The 24,785-nt window shown below is 57.9% G+C and carries 22 protein-coding genes; 10 read left to right on the top strand and 12 right to left on the bottom strand.

From position 1 onward, the window contains the following. Positions 1-41: 41 nt before the first annotated feature. The 9 genes from HUV30_RS16875 to HUV30_RS16915 all read right to left on the bottom strand — a co-directional run bounded on the left by HUV30_RS16875 (position 42) and on the right by HUV30_RS16915 (position 10,287). A complete protein-coding gene (locus HUV30_RS16875; RefSeq protein WP_174406670.1) occupies positions 42-563 on the bottom strand; it encodes a winged helix-turn-helix domain-containing protein in 522 nt (173 codons plus the stop codon). Positions 564-672: 109 nt separating this feature from the next. After that, entirely contained in the window at positions 673-1,395 is a 723-nt protein-coding gene (locus HUV30_RS16880; protein WP_174406671.1) for an acylneuraminate cytidylyltransferase family protein, read from the bottom strand. A gap of 52 nt (positions 1,396-1,447) precedes the next feature. Next, entirely contained in the window at positions 1,448-2,443 is a 996-nt protein-coding gene (locus tag HUV30_RS16885) for an NAD-dependent 4,6-dehydratase LegB (RefSeq protein WP_174406672.1), read from the bottom strand. A 51-nt stretch (positions 2,444-2,494) separates the two neighbouring features. After that, positions 2,495-3,664, bottom strand: a complete 1,170-nt coding sequence (locus HUV30_RS16890; RefSeq protein WP_174406673.1) for a hypothetical protein — start codon at positions 3,662-3,664, stop codon at positions 2,495-2,497. A 205-nt stretch (positions 3,665-3,869) separates the two neighbouring features. Further along, complete coding sequence (locus tag HUV30_RS16895; RefSeq protein ID WP_174406674.1) at positions 3,870-4,931, bottom strand: nucleotidyltransferase family protein; 1,062 nt, start codon at positions 4,929-4,931, stop codon at positions 3,870-3,872. Between the two features lie 34 nt (positions 4,932-4,965). After that, the gene (neuB, locus tag HUV30_RS16900) at positions 4,966-6,033 is read right to left on the bottom strand and encodes an N-acetylneuraminate synthase (RefSeq protein ID WP_174406675.1); all 1,068 of its coding nucleotides are present in this window, start codon (positions 6,031-6,033) and stop codon (positions 4,966-4,968) included. 2 nt (positions 6,034-6,035) lie between these two features. After that, positions 6,036-7,199: a UDP-N-acetylglucosamine 2-epimerase gene (gene neuC / locus HUV30_RS16905; protein ID WP_174406676.1), complete on the bottom strand. Its 1,164-nt coding sequence runs from the start codon at positions 7,197-7,199 to the stop codon at positions 6,036-6,038. A gap of 3 nt (positions 7,200-7,202) precedes the next feature. Then, a complete protein-coding gene (locus HUV30_RS16910; RefSeq protein ID WP_174406677.1) occupies positions 7,203-8,393 on the bottom strand; it encodes a LegC family aminotransferase in 1,191 nt (396 codons plus the stop codon). Between the two features lie 64 nt (positions 8,394-8,457). Next, positions 8,458-10,287, bottom strand: coding sequence for an ABC transporter ATP-binding protein (locus tag HUV30_RS16915; RefSeq protein WP_174406678.1), 1,830 nt, complete (start codon positions 10,285-10,287; stop codon positions 8,458-8,460). 455 nt (positions 10,288-10,742) lie between these two features. Here HUV30_RS16915 and HUV30_RS16920 point away from each other — a divergent pair, with 455 nt between their 5' ends. From HUV30_RS16920 to HUV30_RS16930, 3 genes are all read left to right on the top strand, one after another. Continuing rightward, complete coding sequence (locus tag HUV30_RS16920) at positions 10,743-11,132, top strand: Fur family transcriptional regulator (protein ID WP_174406679.1); 390 nt, start codon at positions 10,743-10,745, stop codon at positions 11,130-11,132. A gap of 394 nt (positions 11,133-11,526) precedes the next feature. Next, complete coding sequence (locus HUV30_RS16925; RefSeq protein ID WP_174406680.1) at positions 11,527-11,871, top strand: PilZ domain-containing protein; 345 nt, start codon at positions 11,527-11,529, stop codon at positions 11,869-11,871. A 453-nt stretch (positions 11,872-12,324) separates the two neighbouring features. Continuing rightward, entirely contained in the window at positions 12,325-13,137 is an 813-nt protein-coding gene (locus HUV30_RS16930; protein WP_174406681.1) for a DODA-type extradiol aromatic ring-opening family dioxygenase, read from the top strand. Positions 13,138-13,249: 112 nt separating this feature from the next. Here HUV30_RS16930 and HUV30_RS16935 read toward each other — a convergent pair whose 3' ends face one another. The 3 genes from HUV30_RS16935 to HUV30_RS16945 all read right to left on the bottom strand — a co-directional run bounded on the left by HUV30_RS16935 (position 13,250) and on the right by HUV30_RS16945 (position 15,720). Continuing rightward, positions 13,250-14,101, bottom strand: coding sequence for a choline utilization transcriptional activator (locus HUV30_RS16935; RefSeq protein WP_174406682.1), 852 nt, complete (start codon positions 14,099-14,101; stop codon positions 13,250-13,252). 267 nt (positions 14,102-14,368) lie between these two features. Further along, on the bottom strand, positions 14,369-14,635 hold the full coding sequence (locus HUV30_RS16940; protein ID WP_174406683.1) for a hypothetical protein: 267 nt from the start codon (positions 14,633-14,635) through the stop codon (positions 14,369-14,371). Between the two features lie 11 nt (positions 14,636-14,646). After that, positions 14,647-15,720, bottom strand: coding sequence for a DMT family transporter (locus HUV30_RS16945; RefSeq protein ID WP_174406684.1), 1,074 nt, complete (start codon positions 15,718-15,720; stop codon positions 14,647-14,649). Positions 15,721-16,300: 580 nt separating this feature from the next. Between HUV30_RS16945 and HUV30_RS18585 the strand changes: the two genes are divergently transcribed. From HUV30_RS18585 to eutM, 7 genes are all read left to right on the top strand, one after another. Next, on the top strand, positions 16,301-16,927 hold the full coding sequence (locus HUV30_RS18585) for a BMC-T shell protein (RefSeq protein WP_174406685.1): 627 nt from the start codon (positions 16,301-16,303) through the stop codon (positions 16,925-16,927). Between the two features lie 104 nt (positions 16,928-17,031). Continuing rightward, positions 17,032-18,534: an aldehyde dehydrogenase family protein gene (locus HUV30_RS16955; RefSeq protein ID WP_174406686.1), complete on the top strand. Its 1,503-nt coding sequence runs from the start codon at positions 17,032-17,034 to the stop codon at positions 18,532-18,534. A gap of 15 nt (positions 18,535-18,549) precedes the next feature. Further along, complete coding sequence (gene cutC / locus HUV30_RS16960; protein ID WP_174406687.1) at positions 18,550-21,090, top strand: choline trimethylamine-lyase; 2,541 nt, start codon at positions 18,550-18,552, stop codon at positions 21,088-21,090. Between the two features lie 80 nt (positions 21,091-21,170). Beyond that, positions 21,171-22,100: a choline TMA-lyase-activating enzyme gene (gene cutD / locus HUV30_RS16965; RefSeq protein ID WP_174406688.1), complete on the top strand. Its 930-nt coding sequence runs from the start codon at positions 21,171-21,173 to the stop codon at positions 22,098-22,100. A gap of 38 nt (positions 22,101-22,138) precedes the next feature. Then, the gene (locus HUV30_RS18490; RefSeq protein WP_174406689.1) at positions 22,139-22,861 is read left to right on the top strand and encodes a BMC domain-containing protein; all 723 of its coding nucleotides are present in this window, start codon (positions 22,139-22,141) and stop codon (positions 22,859-22,861) included. A 4-nt stretch (positions 22,862-22,865) separates the two neighbouring features. Beyond that, on the top strand, positions 22,866-24,308 hold the full coding sequence (locus tag HUV30_RS16975; protein ID WP_174406690.1) for an acetaldehyde dehydrogenase (acetylating): 1,443 nt from the start codon (positions 22,866-22,868) through the stop codon (positions 24,306-24,308). A 58-nt stretch (positions 24,309-24,366) separates the two neighbouring features. Further along, positions 24,367-24,648 carry an ethanolamine utilization microcompartment protein EutM gene (gene eutM / locus HUV30_RS16980; RefSeq protein ID WP_174406691.1) on the top strand — a complete coding sequence of 94 codons (282 nt, stop codon included), beginning with the start codon at positions 24,367-24,369 and terminating at the stop codon, positions 24,646-24,648. Positions 24,649-24,785: the final 137 nt, after the last annotated feature.

The raw sequence follows: 24,785 nt of genomic DNA on the forward strand, positions 1-24,785 counted from the left end.
TCGTTCCGCAATGGGATATCTTCATATGGTTATCAGGCAGATCAGTGTACTTTCCAGTGGGGGCGCTTATCCAGCAGGTCGCTTTTTTCGAACTCCGGGGCCGACATGACCATGGTGCGTATTTTTCGTTCGAGTTTCTTTTCAATGGGCAGGGCAACGTTCTGCAGTTTCACGGGGTCCACATCGCCTATGACAAGAACGTCTATGAGGCCGGAATCTATGCCCTTTGCATAATCATCGAGAATGTAAACCTGCTGTACATCGCCAAGATGCGTGAGAATCTGGTCTATGACTCTGTCTATGCCGAAATGTTTGCGGACAATGGAGCTTATTTCAGGGAAGAATGGGTGGTTGGCGTTGGCCTTGTAGAAGATGTTTCTTCCTTTCTTCTCCTTGTCCAGGTAGCCGGCCTGACTCAGGCCGTCGAGCTCTTCCTTCAGCGCGTTGGGTGAAAGTTCGAATTCGGCAGAGAGCTCCCTAAGATACGAAGATACCTCGGGATTAAGAAAAAGTTTCAGCAGCAGTTTAATGCGCGTCTTGGATGTGAAGAGTTTGTCGAGCATGGCTTTACGTTAAGGAAAACTGTACAAAATGTCAAAGGGCGGAAATGCCGCTTTTCTTCTCCGGAGAAAGAAAATCATTGGAGTCTCCCGTTGCCTGAGTCCCGAAGGATCAGGGCTTTTCCATTGCCTGCCGCTTGTGCAGATCGTTGTAAATGAGTTCGGTGAGACGGAAGTCCCACGGGGTGTCGATGTCGAAGGCGCGCTCCACAGGAACTTCCACCGCCTTGACCACGCCGCCGAACAGGGTGTCGTATTTGAGGATGGAATCAGGGCGCGATGCGTAGCACAGCGGGGTGATGTCCCAGCACGAGGGAGCGTCCTGCCGTCTGGTGATGGTGGAATCGAGCGGCACGGCAATACGCACGTTGGCCTGCGCATCCAGCGTCACCATGTTGAAGAAGGGGCTTCTGGTGGTCTTGACCACGGTGAAAACGGTGTCCGCATCGGTGCTGACGAGCTTGTTCACGCAGGCGTCTATGTCTTCGGGGGAACGCAGGGGAGCCACCGCAGGCACGGAGACGAACACGTCAAAGTCGCCGTCCGGGTCGTTGGCACGCAGGTATTCCACGGCATGACGCCATGCCAGCCGCTCGGGGGCTGCGTCCGTTGCCAGTTCCGCTGGGCGCATGAAGGGCGTTTCCGCACCGTATTCGCGGGCGACACGGGCTATTTCTTCATCTTCCGTGGAAACGATGACCCTGTTGATGTGCGTGCTTGCAAGCGCCTGTTCCACGGCGTGGGCAATGAGCGGCTTGCCGCCCAGCAGTTTGACGTTCTTGCGGGGCAGCCCCTTGGAGCCGCCTCTGGCGAAGATGAACCCTATGGCTTTCATGTCTGTGCCTTTGCTGCGGGGCCTCCGTCTTCATGGCGGAGGCCCATTTCTTCTAGATATTGTAGATGGAGGTCTTGTAGTTCGCCAGATTCGCGGGATTGGTGAACCATTTGACGGTCTGCTCAAGGCCGTCGCGCAGCGAATACTGGTGCTTGTAGCCGCAGAGGGTGCGCAGCTTGGTGCTGTCGCACAGCAGGCGCATGACCTCGGACTTTTCCGGACGCTTGCGCTGTTCTTCCGTCACGATGGCGGCATCGCTGTTCATGATGGAGCGGATGGTCTCGAACAGTTCACCGATGGAGATTTCCACATTGGTGCCGATGTTCACTTCTTCACCGATGGCGGCATCGCATTCTGCCAGTGCTATCATGGCTGCGCAGGTATCCAGCACGTAGTTGAAGTCACGGGTGGGGCGCAGGTCGCCGAGGGCGATGTCCTTCTTGCCTGCCGCAATCTGGGAAATGATGTTGGGAATGACCGCGCGGGCGGACTGGCGGGGGCCGAAGGTGTTGAACGGGCGCGCCGTGACCAGAGGCAGATTGAAGGTGTTGAAGAAGCTTTTGGCAATGGCGTCTGCCCCTATCTTGCTGGCGCTGTAGGGAGACTGCGGCTGCAGAGGGTGGGTTTCCGCAATGGGCACGGTCAGGGCCGTACCGTATACCTCGCTGGTGGAGGTTTGCAGCACGCGGGAGCAGCCAGCATCAAGGGCGGCCTGACAGATGTTCAGGGTGCCGCGCACGTTGGTATCCACATAGGCATCGGGCGCAACGTAGGAATAGGGAATGGCGATGAGCGCGGCCAGATGGAAAACCACGTCGATATCTGCGCAGAGCTTGCGGCAGAAGTGCGGGTCGCGCACGTCGCCGGTAACGATTTCCATGTGCGCAAGCTTGTCCGACTTTTCGAGCCAGCCCCAGTTGTTGAAGGAGTTGTACAGACAGAGCGCGCGCACCTTTGCGCCGCGTTCCACCAGCATTTCCGCAAGGTGGGAACCGATAAAGCCGTCTGCTCCGGTGACGAGAACTCTTTTGTTTGCAATGCCGCTCATGAAAAAACCTCTTGTACGTCTGGTTGTCGTTTCCGGGCCCGCAAGGGTGTCTTAGCGGCGGGCCATGGCTTCCCGTATGGCGGGATGGGTTGTCAGCATGTCTGCCACGGCTTCCCAGAAGGGTTTTTCCGGAGTGCCGGGTACCTTGATGTATTGTTCGACGAACTCGCGGTAACGCTCGTTCGGGGTGACGATGAATTCCCTGAAACTGTCGGGAGAATGCACGTCAGGATTCAGCGCCCGCGCACCGAAGGTGGCAAGCAGCTTGTGGAAGTATTTGATGCCCGCGTAGCCGTGTTCCAGCTGGTCCGTGGTGGTGAAGAGCATGGGCTTGCCAAACAGCGCCCCGAAGGAAACCGAGGTGGAGTTGTGCAGAATGACCAGCTTGCACCGGCTGATGAGCTCTGCGCTGTTGCCCTTGATGATCTTGCGGTCGCCGAACACACCGGGGTGCTTTTCGTATTCCGAGCGCGGATGCGCGGCAATGACCACCCTGAGCCCTGTCTGCTGTTCCACGGCATCGAAGATGCGGCGCATTCCGGGATAATAGACCTCGGGCGTTGCTCCCATTTTCGAGCCGTGCGTCATGGCTTCGGGATGGTGGGGGAAATACTGGTCGAGGAATACGGCGGTTTCCGTTTCCGGTTGCGGATCTGCCTTGCATTGCAGGTACAGGTCGTAGTCCAGCGCATGAATGTAGGCGATGTTTGCCGAAGGGCCGAACCATTTCTGCGTGAAGCTGCCTGCGCCGAGAATGAGCAGGGGCCTGTCTATCTCCGGCTTGGGGAAGAAGGGCAGGCGCTGCACGGCCTGCATTGCCTTTTTCCATGTCAGGGAGCGGAGCAGGCGCATTGCCTTTTCGCGGCGCGTGAACTGCGGAATGGGAATGGCCATGAGCCCTGCCGTTATGTAGGGCAGGCGGTACTGCTTGAGAATGCCGAGCACCTTGCGGTCGGTCGGCGTTGCACCAAGGTAGCTCATGGCAACGGAATCCGCAGGCGCTGCGGCGATGAAGGCCCGAACATCCTGCATGGTCTGCGCCTTCATGACGGAGGCTGCCCCTTCCGGCAGGTAGTCGGTGTGCGCCACGCTGCGGCTGTAGAACAGGCGCGGCATTATCAGCAGGTGCACATTGAAGCCCCGGCGGATAAGCTCATGCACGCCGAAGCGTTCGCAATCACGCTGCGAGATGTTGAAGGGAAAGAGATAATATATGTTCATGCGCTGCCGTTGGCTGTTACGGGTACCGGCGTCTGTTGATAACGCCTGACCATGCCACCTGAAACTGTTACCTGAAACTGTAGCCTGTTACTGCTGTCTGTTTCCGTTGCCACTTCATCCCGCCAACCCATTCTGCCGTGCATGCTGCCAGCTTACGCTGCCAGTCTATGCCGACTGTCGCCGGATATGGCGTCCGTTGTGGTTTCTAGTCGTTCCCCGCGCTGAACTGGACATGGTATTCCATCTCCGCCCGTGCGAAGTCTTCCATCCTGCCGATGTCCATCCAGTATTCGCGGATGGGGAAGCAGGTGGGTACAAGGTTGTCCGCCAGCAGCACCTTGTAGAGGTCCGGCATGTCGAACATGGTGTTCTGGGGGATGTAGTCCAGCGCCACCGGTGAAAGCACGTAGATACCGGCATTCACGAAGAACTTGTGCAGCGGCTTCTCGTCAATGGAAAGCAGGTCGTTGCCGCTGGTGCTTACCACGCCGAAGGGTACCTGCATGTCATATTCGCGCACGCACATGGTGGCGGGGGCCGCCTTTTCCATATGGAATTCCATGAGCTGGTTGAAGTTCACCTTGGTGAGCAGGTCGCCGTTCATGACAAAGAACGGCAGCTCGGGGCGCTGCGGCAGCAGGGAAAGCGCCCCTGCCGTGCCGAGGCGGGTGTGCTCGTGCACATAGGTGATGCTGGCGTTCAGCTGCGAGCCGTCCTTGAAGTATTCCTGAATTTTTTCAGGCATGTAGTTCAAGGAGATGACGAAGTTGTTGTAGCCGTGCTTCTGGAAGGTGCGGATGATGGTTTCCAGAATGGGCCGCCCGCCCACGCAGAGCATGGGCTTGGGGCAGGAATCCGTGAGGGGGCGCAGGCGTGTGCCGAGTCCGCCTGCCATGAGCACCACCAGGTTGTCCCTTTTGGGCGGAGCCACAAGGTCTTTGAGCACGTGCATGCCCACAAGCTGGCCGCGGGCATTGACGATGGGCAGATGCAGAATGTCGCGCTGCGTCATGCGCAGGGCGATGCTCTCCCTGTCTTCATCTTCTGCGGCGAACATGGGGTTGCGCGACATGATTTCGGATACCGGCGTATCCAGCGCGCCGTTGCGCAGCAGCAGGGTGCGCACGTCGCCGTCCGTCACGGTGCCGAGCAGTTTCATATCTTCGTCCACCACAAGCGCAATGCGCAGAGAGCCGGTGGCGATGACCTTGAGTGCCTCGAACACGGGGGTGTTCGGGCTTATAAGTGTATTTTTCCAGTCTTTCATGTTCGGTACCTCGAATGACCCGGCAGTTGGGGAGCTATTCGGTGATCAGGGAATCTGCGGCAAAGTCGGCGCTTGCCGGAGTGCCGAGCAGCTCCCAGTAACGCATGGGTGAGATGCCGGTGCCGGGGCGTTTTACGGTCATGTTGTCCGTTGTGAGCGGCTCGCCTTTCTTGATGTCGCAGGCGGCCACAAGGCTTTTGCGGGCAATGGCGATGTTGCCGAGCTCGCTGGGCTGCGGCTTCTTTTCGCCGGTGCCGAGAGAGGCCTCCACAATGCGGATGGAGCGCACCATATCTGCCAGTTCGTGCGGTTCCAGCGAAGCCTTGTGGTCAGGGCCGGGCATGTTCTTGTCCAGCGTGAAATGCTTTTCGATCAGCACGGCACCGCGCGCCACTGCCGCCACGGGAATGGTGATGCCGGGGGTGTGGTCAGAGTAGCCCACGGGCAGGTTGAAGAGGTCGCGCAGCGTGTCCATGCCGCGCAGGTTCACATCTTCATACGGGGTGGGGTACTGCGTGGTGCAGTGCAGCAGGGTCAGTCGCTCGGTGAGCAGCGATCCGGCCCGCTGGCAGACGGTGGCAAGGTCGTTTGCGTCCGGGGCGCGCTCAGGCTCCAGCATGCCGTGGGCGAGCACGGCAATGGCCGTGCGGATCTCTTCCGGCGTGGCCATGCCGGTGGAAAGGATGAGCGGCAGGCCGGTGCGCGCAATGGCGAGTAGCAGCGGGCCGTTGGTCAGTTCGCCGGATGGAATTTTCATACGCTGCACGCCCAGTTCCATGAGCAGGTGCACGCTCTCAAGGTCGAAGGGCGTGGACATGAATTCAATGCCCAGCTCGTTGCAACGGGCCTTCAGCGCTTCGTGTTCCGCTGCGCCGAGTTCCAGCTTTTTCAGCATATCCAGCTGCGATTCGCCTTCGCCGCTGGTCTTTTTCTGGTACTCGGCCTTGCCCGCCTTGGCGCTGGCAATGCTGGACGCCTTGAAGGTCTGGAATTTCACGGCATCGGCACCGGCTGCATGCGCAGCTTCCACCAGCTTGAGTGCAAGTTCCGGCGAGCCGTTATGGTTCACGCCTGCTTCGGCAATGATGTAGACAGTATTCATGATCAGGCTCCTGCCACCATGTGAAAGGGCTTTCTGATGAGTCCGGCAAAATCAGGCACGGCGGCCAGTGTTTCCACGATGCGCTGTGCGGTGTTGCCGTTGCCGTAAGGATTGACGGTATGCGAGCAGTCCATGGACAGGGCGGTGCGCAACGCGGCAAGAATGTCGTTGCGGGCTGCGCCGCAGTCGATGACCGATGCCGCACGCAGGCGGCCCTTCTGCCGGTCGCCGATGTTGACTGTGGGTACGCGCAGGCTGGGGGCCTCGTACAGTCCGCTCGACGAGTTGCCCACCACGGCCGCGGCCAGTTTCATGGCGCTGAGATAGCGCAGATGGCCGAGTGAGGTGTGGGCGGAAACATGTTCCCGCGCTGCCGCATAGTCGCTGATGAGGCGCATCAGTTCCCGCCCGCCTGTGTCGGCGTTGGGCATGGTGAAGAGCACGCTGCAGCCCTGATCTTCGGCGCACAGGGTATCGAGCGCGGCAAAGAGTTCTCCCAGCTGATCGGCGGAAGAGCAGGTGCCCAGCGTTTCGGGGTGGTAGGTGGTAAGCAGCATGCGGGGGCGGATGGCAATGCCGAGCTGCTGTTCCAGTTCGTGGCGATCCAGCAGCGGCAGTTCCAGAATGGCGTCTATGCCTGAGCTGCCCACGTTGAACACCCTGTCGGGATTCTCGCCCATCTGCCGCACGCGGTCGGCGGCCTGCTCGTTGCTGACGAAGTGCAGGTGCGACATCTTGGTGATGGCGTGACGGATGGATTCGTCAAAGGCACCTTCCGTGGTGTCGCCGCCGCACAGGTGGGCCACGGGAATGCGTGCAATGAGCGCCGCCTGCACGGCCGCGAGCATTTCAAAGCGGTCGCCCAGCACCATGACCAGATCGGGCGCAAGGCGTGCAAAGGCATCTGCAAAGCCGATGACCCCGAGACCGATGGACTTGGTTATGCCCACGGCCGAGTCGCTGGAGAGCAGCATTTCCACCTTTTCATCTATGCGGAATCCGTCGGCGGTGATGGACTGCGCCGTATAGCCGAATTCCTGTGACAGGTGCATGCCTGTTGCCACGATCTGCAGCGTGAAGTCGTCGCGGGCCTGCAGGGCGCGCATGACGGGACGCAGCAGACCGTATTCGGCGCGGGTTCCTGTGACTATGCAAATGCTACGCATGGATTATCCTGCCATTTCGGAGGGTGCTCCGGCTGCCAGTCCGGCACCGCTGGGAATGTTGATGAGCCGTGCTTCAATATCCTGTGCCACGCCAAGGTCCATGCGGGGCGCTGCGGCGTACATGGGCAGCCTGCTCATGAGTGTCCATACCGGACGGGTCATGAGGCCTGCGGCATTGGTCTGTTCCAGCATGTCGTTGCGCAGGGTCATGTCCGCCTTGTCGAGCATGATGGCATTGAGCCAGTAGTTGCTCACGCAGTGCTCGGGTTCTCTGACGAACTGTACGCCGGAAACACAGGCAAAGGCTTTGATATAGCGCTCTGCCAGCACACGCTTCTGGGCCAGCAGGGTGGGCAGCTGTTCGATCTGGGCGCAGCCGAGGGCCGCGTTCAGGTTGGGCATGCGGTAGTTGAAGCCCACCATGTCGTGGAAATATTCCCACTTGTGCGGCAGCTTGGCCGTGGTGGTGATGTGCTTGGCCTTGTCTGCCAGCGCGACATCATCGGTGAGAATGGCTCCGCCGCCGCCCGTGGTGATGGTCTTGTTGCCGTTGAAGCTCAGGGTGCCCAGCGTGCCGAACAGGCCGGTATGCTTGCCCTTGTAGTAGGAGCCGAGCGATTCCGCGGCGTCTTCCACCAGAGGAATGTTCCAGGCCTCGCACAGGGCGCACAGTTCGTCCATCCGCACGGGGTGGCCGAAGGTGTGCATGGGCACGATGGCGGCTATGCGTCTGCCAGTGGTCTTGTTGTAGGTACCATCCTTGCGGCGTTCGGCAATGCTGTCCAGATGCGCGGCAAGCTTGTCAGGATCAATGCCCAGCGTGGTGTATTCGCTGTCCGCAAAATGGGGAACAGCGCCGATGTAGGCTGCGGCAGCGGCGGTGGCAGCAAAGGTCAGGGCGGGCATCACCACTTCCGTATCCCGCTCCACTCCGGCGAGCAGCAGGGCCACATGCAGGGCGGCGGTGCCGTTCGCCACGGCAATGGCGCGCCTGGCTCCGGTGAATTCCTGCAGCTGTTCCTCGAACTGGTTGACGTATTTACCCGCGCTGGAAACCCAGCCGGTGTCTATGGTGTCCTTCACGTATGCCCATTCGTTGCCTGCAAAGGTGGGCTCGTGCAGCACGATGCCGGACGTGGCACCTGTTGCGGTGCGGATAGCCTGAATGGTTCCTGTGATGCTGTTTGCTGACATATGCGTCTCGTATTGCCTGAATTCGGCTGGAAGCGGATCTGCCTGAAGGGCATCCGCATGCGGTTTACGGGCGTTTGTCCGCTGGCTGCTGTTCCTCGGCAGCCTCAAGACTTGCGCGGTAGTGGGGAAGCACCTCGTCGGGGGTGCCGTCCATGACGATGCGTCCGGCTTCAAGCCAGACGATGCGGTCGCAGTGTTCCACCGTGGTGAGGCGGTGGGCGATGATGAGCATGGTGAGCGATCCCGCCAGATTGCGCACGGTGTGCTGAATGGCGTTTTCGCTCTGCTGGTCAAGGGCGCTGGTGGCTTCGTCCAGCACCAGCAGTCTGGGCGAGCGGTACAGGGCGCGGGCAATGGCTATGCGCTGTCGCTGGCCGCCGGAAAGTTTGGCTGCGCGTTCGCCGAGCGGCTGTTCATAGCCTTCGGGCAGTTGCGCGATGAATGATTCAAGAGCCGCCATGGTGCAGCAGTGGGCAACCTTGTCGTGGTCCACATCTTCCGCAGGAATGCCGAAAGCCACGTTTTCGGTGATGGTGCCGTCGGTGAAGAAGGGGGCCTGTCCCACATACCCCACGTTGGCCCGCCATTGCTGCAGATGGGCGGATTCAAGCCGGGTGCCGTCAATGGTGATCCGGCCGCTGGTCGGGTGCAAAAGGCCGATGATGAGGTCCGCAAGGGTGCTCTTGCCGGAGCCGGAACGGCCGACGAGCCCCACGGTTTCGCCCGCTTCTATGTTCAGGGAAACAGCGGCAAGGGCGCTGGAATCAGCTCCGGCGTAGGTGAACGATACTCCATTTATGGCGATGTTCTTTTCAAACGGCATGGGGGTGACATCTGCCTTTGCCTGAGGCTGCTCGGGCATGTCGAGGATGGCGTCTATAACGGCCTCGGCTCTGGGCAGGTAGTCGCGCACCGACGAAAGGCTGTTCACGATGCGGTTGAACGCGGGAATGGATCGCCATGCCACAACGGCCAGCAGGGCCACGGGGCCGGATATGGCGGAGGGAGACGATTCGTCGGAGAAGATGATGGAAACGAGAATGACACCGCACAGGGTGATGAACCCTGCGGTTTCGAACGCCCATGAGGGAATGCGCGAGAGCAGATGCACCATGGACTGCGATCTGGATGAACAGGTCACGTCCTTCAGATACAGGTCAAAGAAATACGGCTGGTTGGAGGAGATGATGATCTCCTTGATGCCCTGCGTGATGTTGGAGATGCGCTTGTTGATGTTCATCTCGTAGCTGGCGCATGTTCTGGCGTGGCGGTCGATGCGCGGGCGCAGGCTGCGGTAGATGATCATGCCCATGGCCCCGAGCGGAATGACCGTGCCGATGGAGATGCCGGGGGCGGTGATGAGCAGCACAAGGCCCATCATGCTGACAAGCACGATATCGTTGAAAGCGAGCATGCCCATGTACCACACCATGATCACGTTCTTGCGCCATGATCCGGCCGTGACAAGGTCTGCGGAATGTTTGCTCACATGCCATTCATAATCGCGGCGCAGATAGTTCTGCAGCAGCAGCCCGCCGAAGTGCGCATCTATCTTGGCGGCAAGGCGGGAATAGGCATAGGTGACGCTTCCGGCCACGCCATTCTTGGCGAGCATGAGAAAGGATGCCAGAAGGCCCAGTGTGATGATGAAATTTTTGTCCGACGCAAGGACCTGTGCAGGCAGATAGCCTTTGACCCCGGCAAAATAGGGAGAATTGAGAATTGCCCCGGGATCGTTGATGGATGAGATGAAAAGCGCTATGACTCCGACTGCACCGGTCTCCACAATGGAAGACAGGATGATGCCCAGTGTTATCAGAGCCAGTCGTGTGCGCCATGCTCGAGGGATAATCGAGATGGTTTTTGCGAAAAAGTTATTTGATGACAAAGACATATATCTTTTTGCCCCGCATAGTGTTCTAGTGTTTATTGTTAAGAAAAACTGAACAAAAGTCAAGAGGGCGAGCCTGTGCTCACAGGCCGGTTCCTGATGGCGAATATGTTTTTAGCGTGAACATTGGCGGTTGTGCGTGGCTGATTGGGCGGGTTGTCATGATGCTGCCGCTGTGTGACCTGTTGTGTCTGTTGTGGTCGGTTCCGACCATTTACGACCCATTTACGACCAGTTGCGACCCGTTGAAATCTGTTACGACTGGCGGGGGCCGGTCGGGGGGGCTGTTACGGCATTTGGAGTTATGCCATCAGGCGGAATCCGATGCACCTGAATTGGTGGAAAGGCAAGAATTATAAATGACGAACCCTCCTGATGGGCGGTACTTGCCTTCTTAATGAAAAATGATTACTGATACCAGCAAAGGACGACACTCTTTGATTATAGACGAGGTAACCATGGCACCCCAGACCCGGATGACCAAACAGCGGAAAGTTATTTTGGAAGAACTGCGTAAGGTGACTTCACACCCCACAGCAGACGAAGTGTACGATATGGTGCGTCAGCGCCTGCCTCGTATCAGTCTGGGTACCATCTATCGCAATCTGGACGTGCTCGCCGAAAGCGGAGAGATTCTCAAGCTTGAAAGTGCGGGCAATCAGAAGAGGTTTGACGGTAATCCCATGCCGCATGCGCATATCCGCTGCACGCGTTGCGGAAGGGTGGGGGACGTGATGAACGTGGGTATCGAAGTGCCTCTCGACGGCATGGATGTTTACGGTTTTACCGTAACCTCCGCGCGTATCGAATTTGACGGTATCTGCGACGCCTGCCAGAGCACCAACTAGCATATCTGGTTGCCGCCGGTTGTTGTATCCGGAGGCAGGCAGGGTATCTGGCTGGAATATATGAACGCCGAAGGGCCGGATCTTGTGATCCGGCCTTTTTTCATTGTGGCCGGGCATTGTCCGGATGGGCGCAGCTGCCCTTCCGGCCGCTGATCTGCGGAAGAGCCGGAGAGAGCGGGGATCCCCCGAACGCTGTACCGGACAGTTTGCGCTGCGGGGGCGGGCATGCGGGACAGCGGATACGACATTATAAATATGCTGTGCCGGTATCCTTGCTCCACGTCCTGTAGTATTCTTGAAATACTGACGAGCGTATGTGCGCGCGCAGGCTGACATCGGGTCCATAAGGGGGCCCGAGTCCAAGGGGGAGGGAAGGACCACAGGAGGTCGCGACATGGAAGAGAGAAGAGAATACCCGCGTTATTCGGTCGGGCAGCAATACTATTGCGAACTCATAAATTCCAAGGGAGAAAGCTATTACGGGCGGGTTGACGATATCAGCCAGTACGGCGCCCGCATTGAATTCTCCAATGAGTATTACCCGGCTGAAGTACAGAACGGCGACAAGGTGTATCTGTACGGATACCGCAGCGGTGCATCGCGCGATGGTGAAAAGCTGGCCGCCAAGGCCGTATGGCGTGACAAGCAGTGCTACGGTGTGCAGTTCTATACCTCTGTCTATGAATCTGCGGAAAGCCTGATGTCCATGTATCCTGATGCAATGCCGAAGTATTATTAGCCAATGGTGAGATAAAAAAGCCCCCTGCTTGTCGGCAGGGGGCTTTTCTTTTATCCGGAGCATGGAAGTGTCCGTTATTGTAGCCTGCCGGCATAGCAGCCGGATGGCGCTGATTATGTGGATGGGATGCGTTTTGCGAAGGACGGTGTGGGGTTGGCGTATGGCCACAGGCACGCAGGCGTGCACAGAGGGCTTGCCCGGATCATTGCAAAGCGTATGGTGGCTTAAAGCCGGAAGAGTGTTGCGGGCGTTCAGGGTGTCAGCTTGGTCTGTCCGCTCCGTCTGCAAGGTCAGGCTGTCCGATCGGTCTGTCAGGCCTTTTGGACTGTCAGGTGAGGCTGCTTCGCGGCTTTGTCAGCGCAAAGAGGGCGGGGGAGCAAGTCCGCGCCGCCCCTGCCGTCCGGGTTGTGCATCGGGCAGATTTGAACCTCCAGCATACAGGGAAGAACGATCATGGCAAAGACAGATGCCGCGACAGGCAACAGAGTGCTCTACCTTTCTCACGGTGCAGGCCCCATGCCCTTGCTTGGGGATGCCGGACATGCTCAGATGCTCGCCACCCTGCAGCAGGTGGCATCCGCCATGCCGCGTCCCAAATCCATTGTGCTGATGAGCGCCCACTGGGAAGAGGCGGCTCCCACGGTCACCACGGGTACCAGCCTGCCGCTCATCTATGACTATTACGGATTCCCCGAAGAATCATACGAGATTGCCTATCCCGCACCCGGAGCTCCCGGGCTGGGCAAGGCCTGCCATGCCCTGCTGGCGGCAGAGGGGCTTTCGCCCGTGGCGGACGCTGCGCGCGGGTATGACCACGGCATGTTCGTTCCGCTCAAGATCATGTATCCGGAGGCGGATATTCCCTGCATTCAGATATCTCTGGTCAAGGGGTTGGATGCAGGCGTGCATCTGCGCATGGGGCAGGCTCTTGCCGGACTTGCGGACGAAGGCGTGCTGTTTGTCGGCTCCGGTTTTTCGTTCCACAACATGCGGGCTTTCTTTATGCAGGATACACCCGCGACACGGGCCATGAACGAAGGGTTTGATGCATGGCTGACGGAAACCTGCTCCGGCGGGAACCTTGCCCCCGAAGAACGGTTGCTGCGTCTTGCAGGATGGGAAGAAGCGCCCCACGCCCGCTATTGTCATCCCAGAGAAGAGCATCTGCTGCCCCTGCATGTGTGCTGCGGCATAGCGGGCGGAGCAAAGGCAACGCCTTTCAGTCTTGAGCTGCTAGGCAAGAAAACAAGCATGTTTCTGTGGTAGTGCGCCGCAAGGCGTAGCAGACAGATATAACAAAAGAAAAGCGGGAGGTCGGACTGATCCGGTCTCCCGCTTTGTGTATTTGCCGTGCAAGCCCCTGCAGGCTTGTATCGCGTCAGCTCGTGGCCCCCTGACGGGCGGCCCGAATAAGTATCTCCGTTACGAACTGGCTGGAGTTTCGGGTCGTCCAGTAGTCGGTCACGTAACGTTCGTACGTCTCTTCGCCGAGAATATAGCCGCATTTGGCAGCCCAGCGGCACATCTTGGCATAGGTTTCGTGAATGGTTTCGTGCGGGCCGATGTGGTAGCACGAGGCCATCAGGCACCCCCCAAGCTTTGTTCTGGCTTCTTCCGGCGCAGGCATAAGCGTTTTCTGCAGAATGCGTATGCCCTGCGGCTTATCCTGCATTCTGAGCTTGAGCGATGAAAAATTCAGTATTACGGGACCGGTGATCTCGTTCTGGCAGCTCTCTACGTAGTTGGTCCAGTCAATGTTGATGATGGAGCCTTCAATGTCGTTCTCAAACGTCTGATCCTGATACATGTAGTCGCTGGCTTCGACATACTTGATGGAAACTTCGCGTATGTCGTTTTCAATGACCATCTCCGCTTCGGAAACAAGATCGTACCAGTCCTTCACGGATTCATACTTTCTGCGGATTTCTTCCTGCTGCTGTTCCAGCTCACTGATCTTGGACGTGAAGGAATTCTTGATGGCTTTATAAACATTGGAGGGCGACTTGCCTTCGATGAAGTCGCGCATCTCTTCGAGCTTGAAGCCCATCTGCTTGTAATATTTGATAACAGGCACTGCCAGCAGAGACTGGTAGGTGTAGTAGCGGTAGTTGTTATAATCCTGCCGCTGGGAAGTGATTATTCCGATGTTATCGTAGTAACGCAGTGCCTTTTTGGAAATGTTGCAGATATGGCTGACATCCCCGATAGAGTACTTGGCCTTACTCTTCATGGTGAACCTCGTCTCGTGTTGCGCTCGCCCGATGCCGTCCGCCCGCGTCCCTCGCCGGACTCTCTGCTGCATGTCTTTCAAATGCAGGATGAACCCGTCGCGGAGTCATGAACAGCAATCGGCTGCAAAATCCCGGAACGCCCCTCGAAAAGTTAAGATGTCTTTATGTTGAAAGGCGTTATGCCTTTGCTGCACTGCCCGTTTTTTAAAAAAAAGAGGGCCCCCCGGCAGCAGGCAGCCCTCTTATATAGGTATCGCGCCTTACAATCAATCCTTGATGTAGCGGTTGATTGTGGCAGCGCCTTCTTCATGCGCTCTGTAATAGACGCGAAGCTCGTCGGCAGGGTCCATGTCGAAGCGGGCTTCTTCGAGCAGGCCGTTGGCTTCTGCGGTCATCAGGGCGTTGATGATGGAAGGCTTCTTGAAAGCCTGAAAGTGACCGTACTGATCCTTGAGGGCGGCCATCACGTCGTCTGCGCAGGCTTCCCCTACCTTGGTGAAGTGCTTCAGAATTGCATAGTTAAGCGGCTGCATGCTGTATTCTCCTACTTCTTCTTGAGCAGATCAAAGGGGTTCATGGCGATAGTGAAGATGCCCATTACCATGACGACTGCGGCAGCCCATGCGATGGGGGGCATGGACCAGCCGTCCATACCGAAGGCGAGGCCGAGCACTATCCAGCAGCAGAAGGGACCCCAGAAAGAGAAAGTGCCGTTGCAGGACATGCCGAGCGCGGCGCCGCACATGGCGTTGCCCTTGTACCAGAACATGAAGGTAAGGTAGGCGCTCAGGCCGGCAAGAACGAACCAGGGCATGGCTTCAGCATCGGTGAAGGAGGTCATGACCATGTCAAAGGCGTTAACGCCGGAGATCATGCTGAAGAGGGGTACCAGAATGATCAGGTTGGAAATACCGGAGGTCACCTGACGGATGGTAATGCCGATTTCGGGGTCGATCATGGAGGTGCCGTAACCGCAGACGCAGCCTTCAATACCCCAGCACAGGGCGGCAATAAAGCCGAAGAGCAGGCCCACAACCAGACCGTCCGGTACTTCGTCACCAAGGCCGGTGCTGCCGATCATGAAGCTTGCAAGGAAGCAGATGGCAATACCGAGCAGCATGCGGCTGTTCAGGTGCTGCTTGAAAAGGAAGCGGCCGAGAATGGCGCCGATGGCGGGGCAGAGCGCGCTGATCGGCACAACAATGGAACCGGCCTTCTGCAGGCCCACAACATATGCGGTGCTGGCGAGGGGGCCGCCGATGATGGCAGCGGCAACCATGACAAGGCCGGGCTTGGTCTTGATGCAGCGTACAAAGTCGCCGAAACGGCCGCGTGCCGAGGCAATGCTCATGGCCCAGACGGCGCTGCAGCTGTCGGTGGTGGCGGCGCCGAGGGCGCTCAGCAGGTACATGACAGCAAAGGCGGAAAGGCCGGAGTTTTCGCCGTACCACTGCAGCCATACACCCTTGGACATGCCCAGAGTCATGAATGCGGTATAGAAACCGTAGAGCAGGCCGGAAAGCAGGGCGATGACTATGCCCTTGCGTTTGAAATCGGTGGCCAGTTTGGTCTTGGCAGCAATGGCTGCCGGGTTAGGTAACACTAAAGTTTGCCCCATGTTCGTCTCCTTGCGCCTGTAGGTAGTTTCGGGTCTACCAAATTTATGTGTGTTATAGCCCACTTGTGCACGTAGGGTTTTCCAATTATTGTGATAGCATTCCCCTTAAGGGGAAGGTCAATGGGGAATTGTAAGGCAGGGCTAAAGTGATGCTTCAAAAACCGATAGGAGTTTCCTGTAACCTTACATTTTTGCTTCAACGGCGCTCGCTTGAGGGCTGCCAACGAAATTTCGAGATTGTGAAAAAAATTTTTTGAGAGAGCCACCGTTTGAGCGCACAAGCCGTAAAAACGGCCCTCTGCAGGCATCTTTCTTTCCGTATAGGGGCAGTTATGCCCCCTTTTTTTTGCGAAAAAGCTGGCCTCCGCAGCGCTTGCGAATAATTTCCCATAAAAATTTCAGGGAAAATTTCCAGCTATACCGCCACCAAAGAGCATGAATGCTGTTTTTTTGAAAAAGCCTGTTGACTTTCCCCTATGGGGGAAGGGCTACGCTTTACTCACGATGGGCAGGAGTAGGCCCGAAGGAGATGCCTCATCCCGAGGCGCAAAAGAACAGCTAAGCACTGAGGTGGTAGCGGATGGGTGAATTCAAAAGATATTACGGCGAAGAGGCGCTTGGGCTCATTGAGACCCTCGGAATGGTTCCGGCGATCAACGGCGCGGACAAGATGCTCAAGGCCGCCAACGTTGAACTCATTTCTTATGAAAACGTGGGCTCCACGCTGGTCACCGTCATGGTGAAGGGCGATGTTGCCGCAGTTCAGGCTGCAGTGGACGCAGGCAAGGTGGCCGCTTCCGAAATCGGCAAGCTCACCGCATACAATGTCATGCCCCGCCCCATCCGTCCCGTGGGCGAAATCGTATCCGTTCACGGTATCGAAGACGAATCCCTGGAATCCAACGGTGCACGTCCCCGCGCCATGGGCCTGATCGAAACCTTCGGCATCGTATATGTGCTTGAAGCTGCGGACGCAATGCTCAAGACCGCAGACGTTGAACTCATCGGCTACGAAAACGTTGCCTCCGGGTACATCTCCGTCATGGTTCAGGGCGACGTTGCCGCATGCAAGTCTGCCGTTGAAGCCGGTGTGAAGGCTGTAGAGGCCATGGGTGCCAACGTATACAGCTCACTCGTCATCCCCACCCCCCATCCTGACGTGGCACGCATCACCAAGCGCTACAGACTGGAAAACCTGCTTCCCTAACGGACAAACGAGGCAGTGAGGACTGCCGGATTTGAAGAAGGCATTCCCGCATTGCCGCTTCAAAGCCGGAACAGAGGAATCCGAAGGCCAAGGGGTACACGATAATGATAGTCGACAACGATCTGCTCTCCATCCAGCAAGCCAGAATTCTGGCGGAAAACGCCAAGATGGCTCAGCGTGCACTTGCCACCTTTACGCAGGAGCAGCTGGACGGGATTGTGGAAAGCATTGCGGACGCCGTGGAACACCACGCGGACGCGCTCGCCGTCATGTCCCGCGAAGAAACTGACTACGGCAGATGGCAGGACAAGCAGCTCAAGATACGCTTTGTCTGCGGCCATATCCGTCAGCAGCTTCGCGGCATGCGTTGCATCGGCATTATCGGCGAAGACCGCGACAGGCACCTCATGGATGTGGGTGTTCCCGTCGGGGTGATCGTGGCCTTGTGTCCTTCCACCAGCCCCGTCTCCACTGCCATTTATACTACGCTTATTGCCATCAAGTCCGGCAACGCCGTCATCTTCTCGCCCCATCCGCGGGCTTCGAAGTCCATGACCAGAGTGCTGGATATCATGATCGAGGCTGCACAGTCGCACGGACTGCCGGAAGGCTGCCTTTCCTATCTGGAAACGGTGACCAAGACCGGCACTGAGGAGCTGATGAACCATGCGGCCACTTCCCTCATCATGATCTCGGGTGTTCCGGGCATGCTCAAGGCTGCACACGCCGCGGGCAAGCCGGTCATCTTTGGCGGCACGGGCAATGGTCCGGCTTTCATCGAACGCACTGCAGATATCCGTCAGGCCGTGCGCGATATCATCCGGAGCAAGACATTTGATAACGGGATAGCCCCCGGCGCGGAGCAATCCATTGTTGTCGACTCCTGCATCGCACAGGAAGTGCGGCGTGTTCTGCAGGAGTGCGGCGCCTATTTCATGACGGAAGAAGAATCGCTGCGACTCGGCGAACTGTTCTTCTGTCCTGACGGCCGCCGCAGAACGGGCATGGTCGGCGTTTCTGCCGCAGCCCTCGCCCGCAAGGCGGGCATTACCGCACCCAGGGACGTTACCGTTCTGGTTGCGGAGCGCAAATACGTTTCTGAAGCAGATCCCTATTCAAGGGAACTGCTTTCCCCTGTTCTTGCCTTCTACGTGGAAGACGACTGGATGCACGCCTGCGAAAAATGCATCGAGCTGCTTCTCCACGAACGTAACGCCCACACCCTTGTCATCCACTCGGGCGACGCAGAGGTTATCCGCCAGTTCGCGCTGAAAAAGCCCGTTGGCAGAATGCTGGTCAATACGCCCGGCACCCTCGGCGGCATGGGAGCAACGACCAATCTCTTCCCCTCAATGATTCTGGGCAGCGGCTCTGCCGGATTCGGCATCACCTCTGACAACGTGTCGCCGCTCAATTTCATCTACACGCGCAAGGTCGGTTACGGCGAAAAATACATGGACGGCATGGCCGCAGCCGCTTCGGAAACGGAGCAGCCCCGCAAGGAAAACGGCATGCCCGATGAACATAGCAATACAAGCACGATGCAGACAATACAGCAGATCTTGGCAGAGGCGATCAAGGTCATGAACGGTTCTGCAGACAGATAAATGGAGGAAGCATAAGTGGATCTTCACGATTTTTCGACCAAACTCGCAGAGGCGACCAAGAACCTGACTCCCACAGAGCGGGCTTCGCTGAAGAAGATTTTCGAAGGCGTTTCCGCAGAACTGACGGGCAAGGCTCCTGTTGCCAAAGCTGATGACCACCATGAAGGCTGCGGCATTCCGGATGGTCCCACCGAGCGTCACCTCAAGCTGAAGGAAAAGTTCCTCACGCATGTGCCCAGCGTTACCATTCACCGTGCCCGCGCAATCACCAAGATTGCCAAGGAGAATCCCGGTATCCCTGCTGCGCTGCTGCGTGCCAAGACCTTCCGCTACTGCTGCGAAACCGCACCACTGGTGATTCAGGACCACGAACTCATCGTCGGTTCGCCCAACGGCGCACCCCGCGCCGGTGCCTTTGCCCCCGACGTGGCATGGCGCTGGCTGCGTGACGAAATGGAAAGCATCGGCACCCGTGCTCAGGACCCCTTCTACATCTCCGAAGAAGACAAGAAGATCCTGCGCGACGAAATCTTCCCCTTCTGGGAAAACAAGTCCGTTGATGAACTGTGCGAAGGCCAGTACCGCGAAGCGGGCCTGTGGGAAATGTCCGCAGAATCCTACGTTTCCGACTGCTCCTACCACGCGGTGAACGGCGGTGGCGACTCCAACCCCGGTTACGACGTCATCCTGATGAAGAAGGGCATGCTGGACATTCAGCATGAAGCGCAGGAGCACCTTGATCATCTGGATTACGCAAACCCCGACGACATCGACAAGATCTACTTCTACAAGTCCGTCATCGAGACTGCAGAAGGCGTGATGATCTATGCCAAGCGCCTGTCCCAGTATGCCTACGAACTGGCATCCAAGGAAAGCGATCCCAAGCGCAAGGCTGAACTGCTGAAGATTTCCGAAATCAACGCCCGCGTGCCTGCCCATGCTCCCAGCAACTTCTGGGAAGCCATTCAGGCTGTCTGGACCGTCGAGTCTCTGCTCGTGGTTGAAGAAAACCAGACCGGCATGTCCATCGGCCGCGTTGACCAGTACATGTATCCCTTCTACCGCGCAGACATCGATTCCGGTCGCATGACCGATTACGAAGCCTTTGACCTTGCCGGTTGCATGCTCGTGAAGATGTCCGAAATGATGTGGCTCACCAGCGAAGGCGCTTCCAAGTTCTTTGCCGGCTACCAGCCCTTCGTGAACATGTGCGTGGGCGGCGTTACCCGTGAAGGGCATGACGCCACCAACGACCTGACCTACCTGCTCATGGACGCAGTGCGCCACGTGCGTATCTACCAGCCCACGCTGGCAACCCGTGTGCACATCAAGTCCCCGCAGAAGTATCTGAAGAAGATCGTGGACGTTATCCGCTCCGGCATGGGCTTCCCTGCCGTGCACTTTGACGATGCCCACATCAAGATGATGCTCGCCAAGGGCGTAAGCATGGAAGATGCCCGCGACTACTGCCTCATGGGTTGCGTTGAACCCCAGAAGTCCGGCCGTCTGTACCAGTGGACCTCCACCGGCTACACCCAGTGGCCCATCTGCATCGAGCTGGTGCTCAACCACGGCGTGCCGCTGTGGTACGGCAAGCAGGTTACTCCCGATATGGGCGACCTGAGCCAGTTCGACACCTACGAGAAGTTTGAAGAAGCCGTTAAGTACCAGATCAAGTGGATCACCAAGAACACCAGCATCGCTACTGTTATCTCCCAGCGTGTGCACCGTGATCTGGCACCCAAGCCGCTCATGTCCCTGATGTACGAAGGCTGCATGGAAAAGGGCCGCGACGTTTCCGGCGGCGGCGCCATGTACAACTTCGGCCCCGGCGTTGTGTGGAGCGGTCTGGCCACCTACGTGGACTCCATGGCTGCCATCAAGAAGCTGGTTTACGACGAGAAGAAGTACACCCTGCAGCAGCTGAATGATGCGCTGAAGGTTGACTTTGTGGGCTACGACCAGATCAAGGCCGACTGCCTTGCCGCACCCAAGTACGGCAACGACGACGACTATGCCGACATGATCGCTGCGGATCTCGTGCACTTCACCGAAGTGGAGCACCGCAAGTTCAAGACCCTGTACTCCGTGCTCAGCCATGGCACGCTGTCCATCTCCAACAACACCCCCTTCGGCCAGCTGCTTGGCGCTTCCGCCAACGGCCGCCAGGCATGGGCGCCGCTTTCCGACGGCATCAGCCCCACGCAGGGTGCGGACTACAAGGGCCCCACGGCCATTATCAAGTCCGTTTCCAAGATGGCCAACGACAACATGAACATCGGCATGGTGCACAACTTCAAGCTGATGTCCGGCCTGCTGGACAACCCCGAGGGCGAAAACGGTCTGATCACCCTGATCCGCACCGCATGCATGCTCGGCAACGGCGAAATGCAGTTCAACTACCTGGACAACGACACGCTGATCGATGCGCAGAAGCATCCTGAAAAGTATCGCGATCTCGTTGTGCGCGTGGCCGGCTACAGCGCCTTCTTCGTCGAACTCTGCAAGGACGTTCAGGACGAAATCATCAGCCGTACCATGCTGCATTCGATCTAACCCGTCGACTGCATACTGATTGAATAAACCCTTCGGGATTCGAACTACCGCAAGCAACCGGAAACACCAGAGGCAAGACCGTGATCGAAAGAAAAGCTCTTATCTTCAACATACAGAAATACAACATGTATGACGGTCCCGGCGTGCGCACCCTGGTGTTTTTCAAGGGATGCCCCCTGCGTTGCAAGTGGTGCTCGAATCCTGAAGGGCAGCTCAGGCAGTATCAGGTGCTCTACAAGAAGAACAGCTGCGTGAACTGCGGCGCATGCGCACAGGTCTGCCCTGCAGGCGTGCACTGCATGACCGCAGGCAACAAGCACGAGATTGATGAAAAGGCCGAATGCATTGGCTGCCGCGAGTGCGAGCAGGTCTGCCCCGCCACGGCACTGGCCATTGCAGGAGAAAGCAAGACCATCTCCGAGCTTGTGGAGATCATTGAGGAAGACCGACCCTTCTACGAGGTTTCCGGCGGCGGCGTCACCCTTGGCGGCGGCGAAGTGCTCATGCAGCCCGAAGCGGCAACCAGCCTGCTCATGGCCTGCAAGCAGCGCGGCATCAACACCGCCATGGAAACCTGCGGCTACGCACGCCCCGAAGTGATCATGAAGGTGGCCGAATACACCGACCTGTTCCTCTTCGACATCAAGCACATGGATTCCGACAAGCACTACGAGCTTACCGGTGTGCGTAACGAGTGGATTCTGAACAACCTTATCTGTCTGCTCGAAAACAGGAACAACGTGAAGATCAGGGTGCCTTTGATGCGGGGCGTGAACGACAGCGAAGAAGACATCGCCCGTATGATCGAGTTTTTGAAGCCGTATCAGGATTACAAGAATTTCAAGGGAATAGATCTGTTGCCTTACCACAAGATGGGCGTGAACAAGTACACCCAGCTGCGATGGGAATACCCCATGGAAGGCAAGCCGGACCTGAGCGACGAGGAACTCGCGCGCATTGAAGGGGCAATCCGGAAGTATGACTTCCCGGTCGCCGTTATCCGGCATTGATGGAAACGCACGCACCGTTGTGAGTGAGGAGAAAACGCATGAAAGCACTTGGACTCATCGAAACAAAAGGGCTGCTCGCCGCCGTTGAAGGCGCGGACGCCATGCTCAAGACGGCGGATGTACGCCTGCTTGAAAAGAACCTCGTGGGCGGCGGGCTGGTGACCATTACCATCGCCGGAGAGGTCTCTGCGGTGCGCGCCTCTGTGGATGCAGCTGTTTCGGCCATAGGCCGCATACACGGTGCCACGCTGGTTTCCGAGCACGTTATTGCCCGTCCCGATGAGGAACTGGCACGGATTCTTTCCTTTGCCGAGCTGACTGTTGAAGAGCCGCAGGCTCCTGCCGCGTCTTCAGCACCGGCAGCCCCTGCAGCCCCTGCAACCCCCGCCGTTGCAGAAGAGCCCGCAGGCGGCAATGCACAAATTTACTCTGATAATGCCGGGAGCACCGCAAACCCCGACCCCGCGGCGGTTTCTCCGGCTATTGCGAGGGCCTTGACTGAAGAAGAGGCTGAAGCGGAAGGGGCTCCCATGCCTGCCCATCCTTCTGCCCGGCCTGAGGCAACCGCTTCAGTCAAGCCCCCGAAATCAGAGACGGTACGTCATGAAGTTTCGCAGTTGAAGAAAATGAGCGTGAACAGGTTGCGCCAGATCGCCGCATCTCTTTCCGGGCTTACTCTGAGCGCGGAAGAGGTACGCAAGGCGGTCAAGAAGGACCTGATTGAAGCAATCATCTCTGCATACAGGCAGATAGAGGAGTAGTCCCATGGTAGACAAGGACCTATTGTCCATTCAGGAAGCCCGTGCCCTGGTGCGAGCAGCACGTAAGGCACAGGCGGAATATGCCCTGATGGATCAGGAGCATATTGACGCCATTGTGAAGGCAATCGCCGACGCAGCCGTTGCCCATGCGGAAACGCTGGCAGCCATGGCTGTTGAGGAAACCGGCTTCGGCAAGGTTCAGGATAAGAAGACCAAGAACATCCTGGCCAGCGAGAAGCTGATCGAAGCCATCAAGGACATGAAGACCATCGGCGTGATCAAGGACGACAAGGAACACAAGATCGTCGAGATTGCCGTGCCTGTCGGGGTTATCGCGGGTATCGTTCCCTCGACCAACCCCACCTCCACGACCATCTACAAGTCCATCATCTCCCTGAAGTCCGGCAACGCCATTGTCTTCACCCCGCACCCCAGCGCCAAGAAGTGCATTTCCAAGACTGTGGAAATGATTCGCGGCGTACTGAACAACTGCGGCGTGAGCGAAGACCTTGTCAGCTGCATCAGCGTGCCCACCCTTGAGGGCAGCGGCGAACTGATGAAGATCGTCGACCTCATTCTGGCCACCGGCGGTCCCGGCATGGTCAAGGCTGCATACAGCTCCGGCACCCCCGCCCTCGGCGTGGGCGCAGGCAACGTGCCCGCCTACATCGAGCGTTCCGCAAATATTGAAGACGCCGTTACCAAGATCTTCGCAAGCAAGACCTTTGACAACGGTACCGTGTGTGCCTCCGAGCAGGCTGTTGTGACCGACGCGGTCATCGCCGACAAGGTGAGAGCCTCTCTGATCGCCCACGGCGCATACTTCCTTGAAGGCGACAAGCTGGAAAAGGTGAAGCGCGTCATGGAACGCGGTAACGGTTCCATGAACCCCGACATCGTAGGCCGCGACGCTGGCTACATTGCCAAGCTCGCCGGAATCGAAGTGCCCGCCGGCACCCGCCTGCTGGTTTCCGATGAAAAGGGTGTAGGCCCCAAGTATCCCTTCTCCAAGGAAAAGCTCACCGCTCTGCTGGGCTTCTACGTGGTTGAAGATTGGAAGGAAGCCTGCGAGCTGTGCCACGCCCTGCTGAAGAACGGCGGCATCGGCCACTCCCTGTCCATCCATTCCATGAACGAAGAAGTCATCCGCGAGTTCGGTCTGAAGAAGCCCGTTTCCCGCCTGCTGGTAAACACCCCCTCCACCCATGGTGCCGTGGGCATTACCACCAACCTGTTCCCCTCGTTCACCCTTGGTTGCGGCACGGTGGGCGGCAGCGCCACCTCCGATAACGTGACCCCCATGAACCTGCTCAACGTCCGCCGCGTTGCCTACGATCTGGGTACCGTATGCTGCGCTCCGCAGGCTGAACAGAAGGCAGAGGCACACAATCTCGATATCAACGCCATTACCGCGATGATTATCGAGCAGCTCAAGCAAATGGCCTGATCCGTTACGGAAACGGCTTTTAATATAGACGCAAAACACACTGTACAAGGAGATAGACATGTCATCTTCCAACGCACTCGGCATGATTGAGACCAAGGGTCTCGTAGGCGCCATCGAAGCAGCAGACGCAATGGTCAAGGCTGCCAACGTAACCCTGATCGGCCGCACCCAGGTTGGCGGCGGTCTGGTAACCGTTATGGTTCGCGGCGACGTGGGCGCAGTCAAGGCTGCCACCGACGCAGGCGCAGCCGCAGCCAAGCATGTTGGCGAACTGGTCAGCGTGCACGTTATTCCCCGTCCTCACGGCGAAGTGGAAACCATTCTGCCCAAGGTCGGCTAATCCTGTCGGTTTGGTCCGGTTCCGACGGAATCCGGATTCCGGCGGAACGGGAGCCGGTCAGGCGACCAGATCCTGACCCTGTGCAGCGATGCCATGCACCGCACGCAGGAGGCAGGAGCCACGAAAACGGCGTTTTC

It is taken from the genome of Desulfovibrio subterraneus, from assembly GCF_013340285.1.
Taxonomy (GTDB): domain Bacteria; phylum Desulfobacterota; class Desulfovibrionia; order Desulfovibrionales; family Desulfovibrionaceae; genus Halodesulfovibrio; species Halodesulfovibrio subterraneus.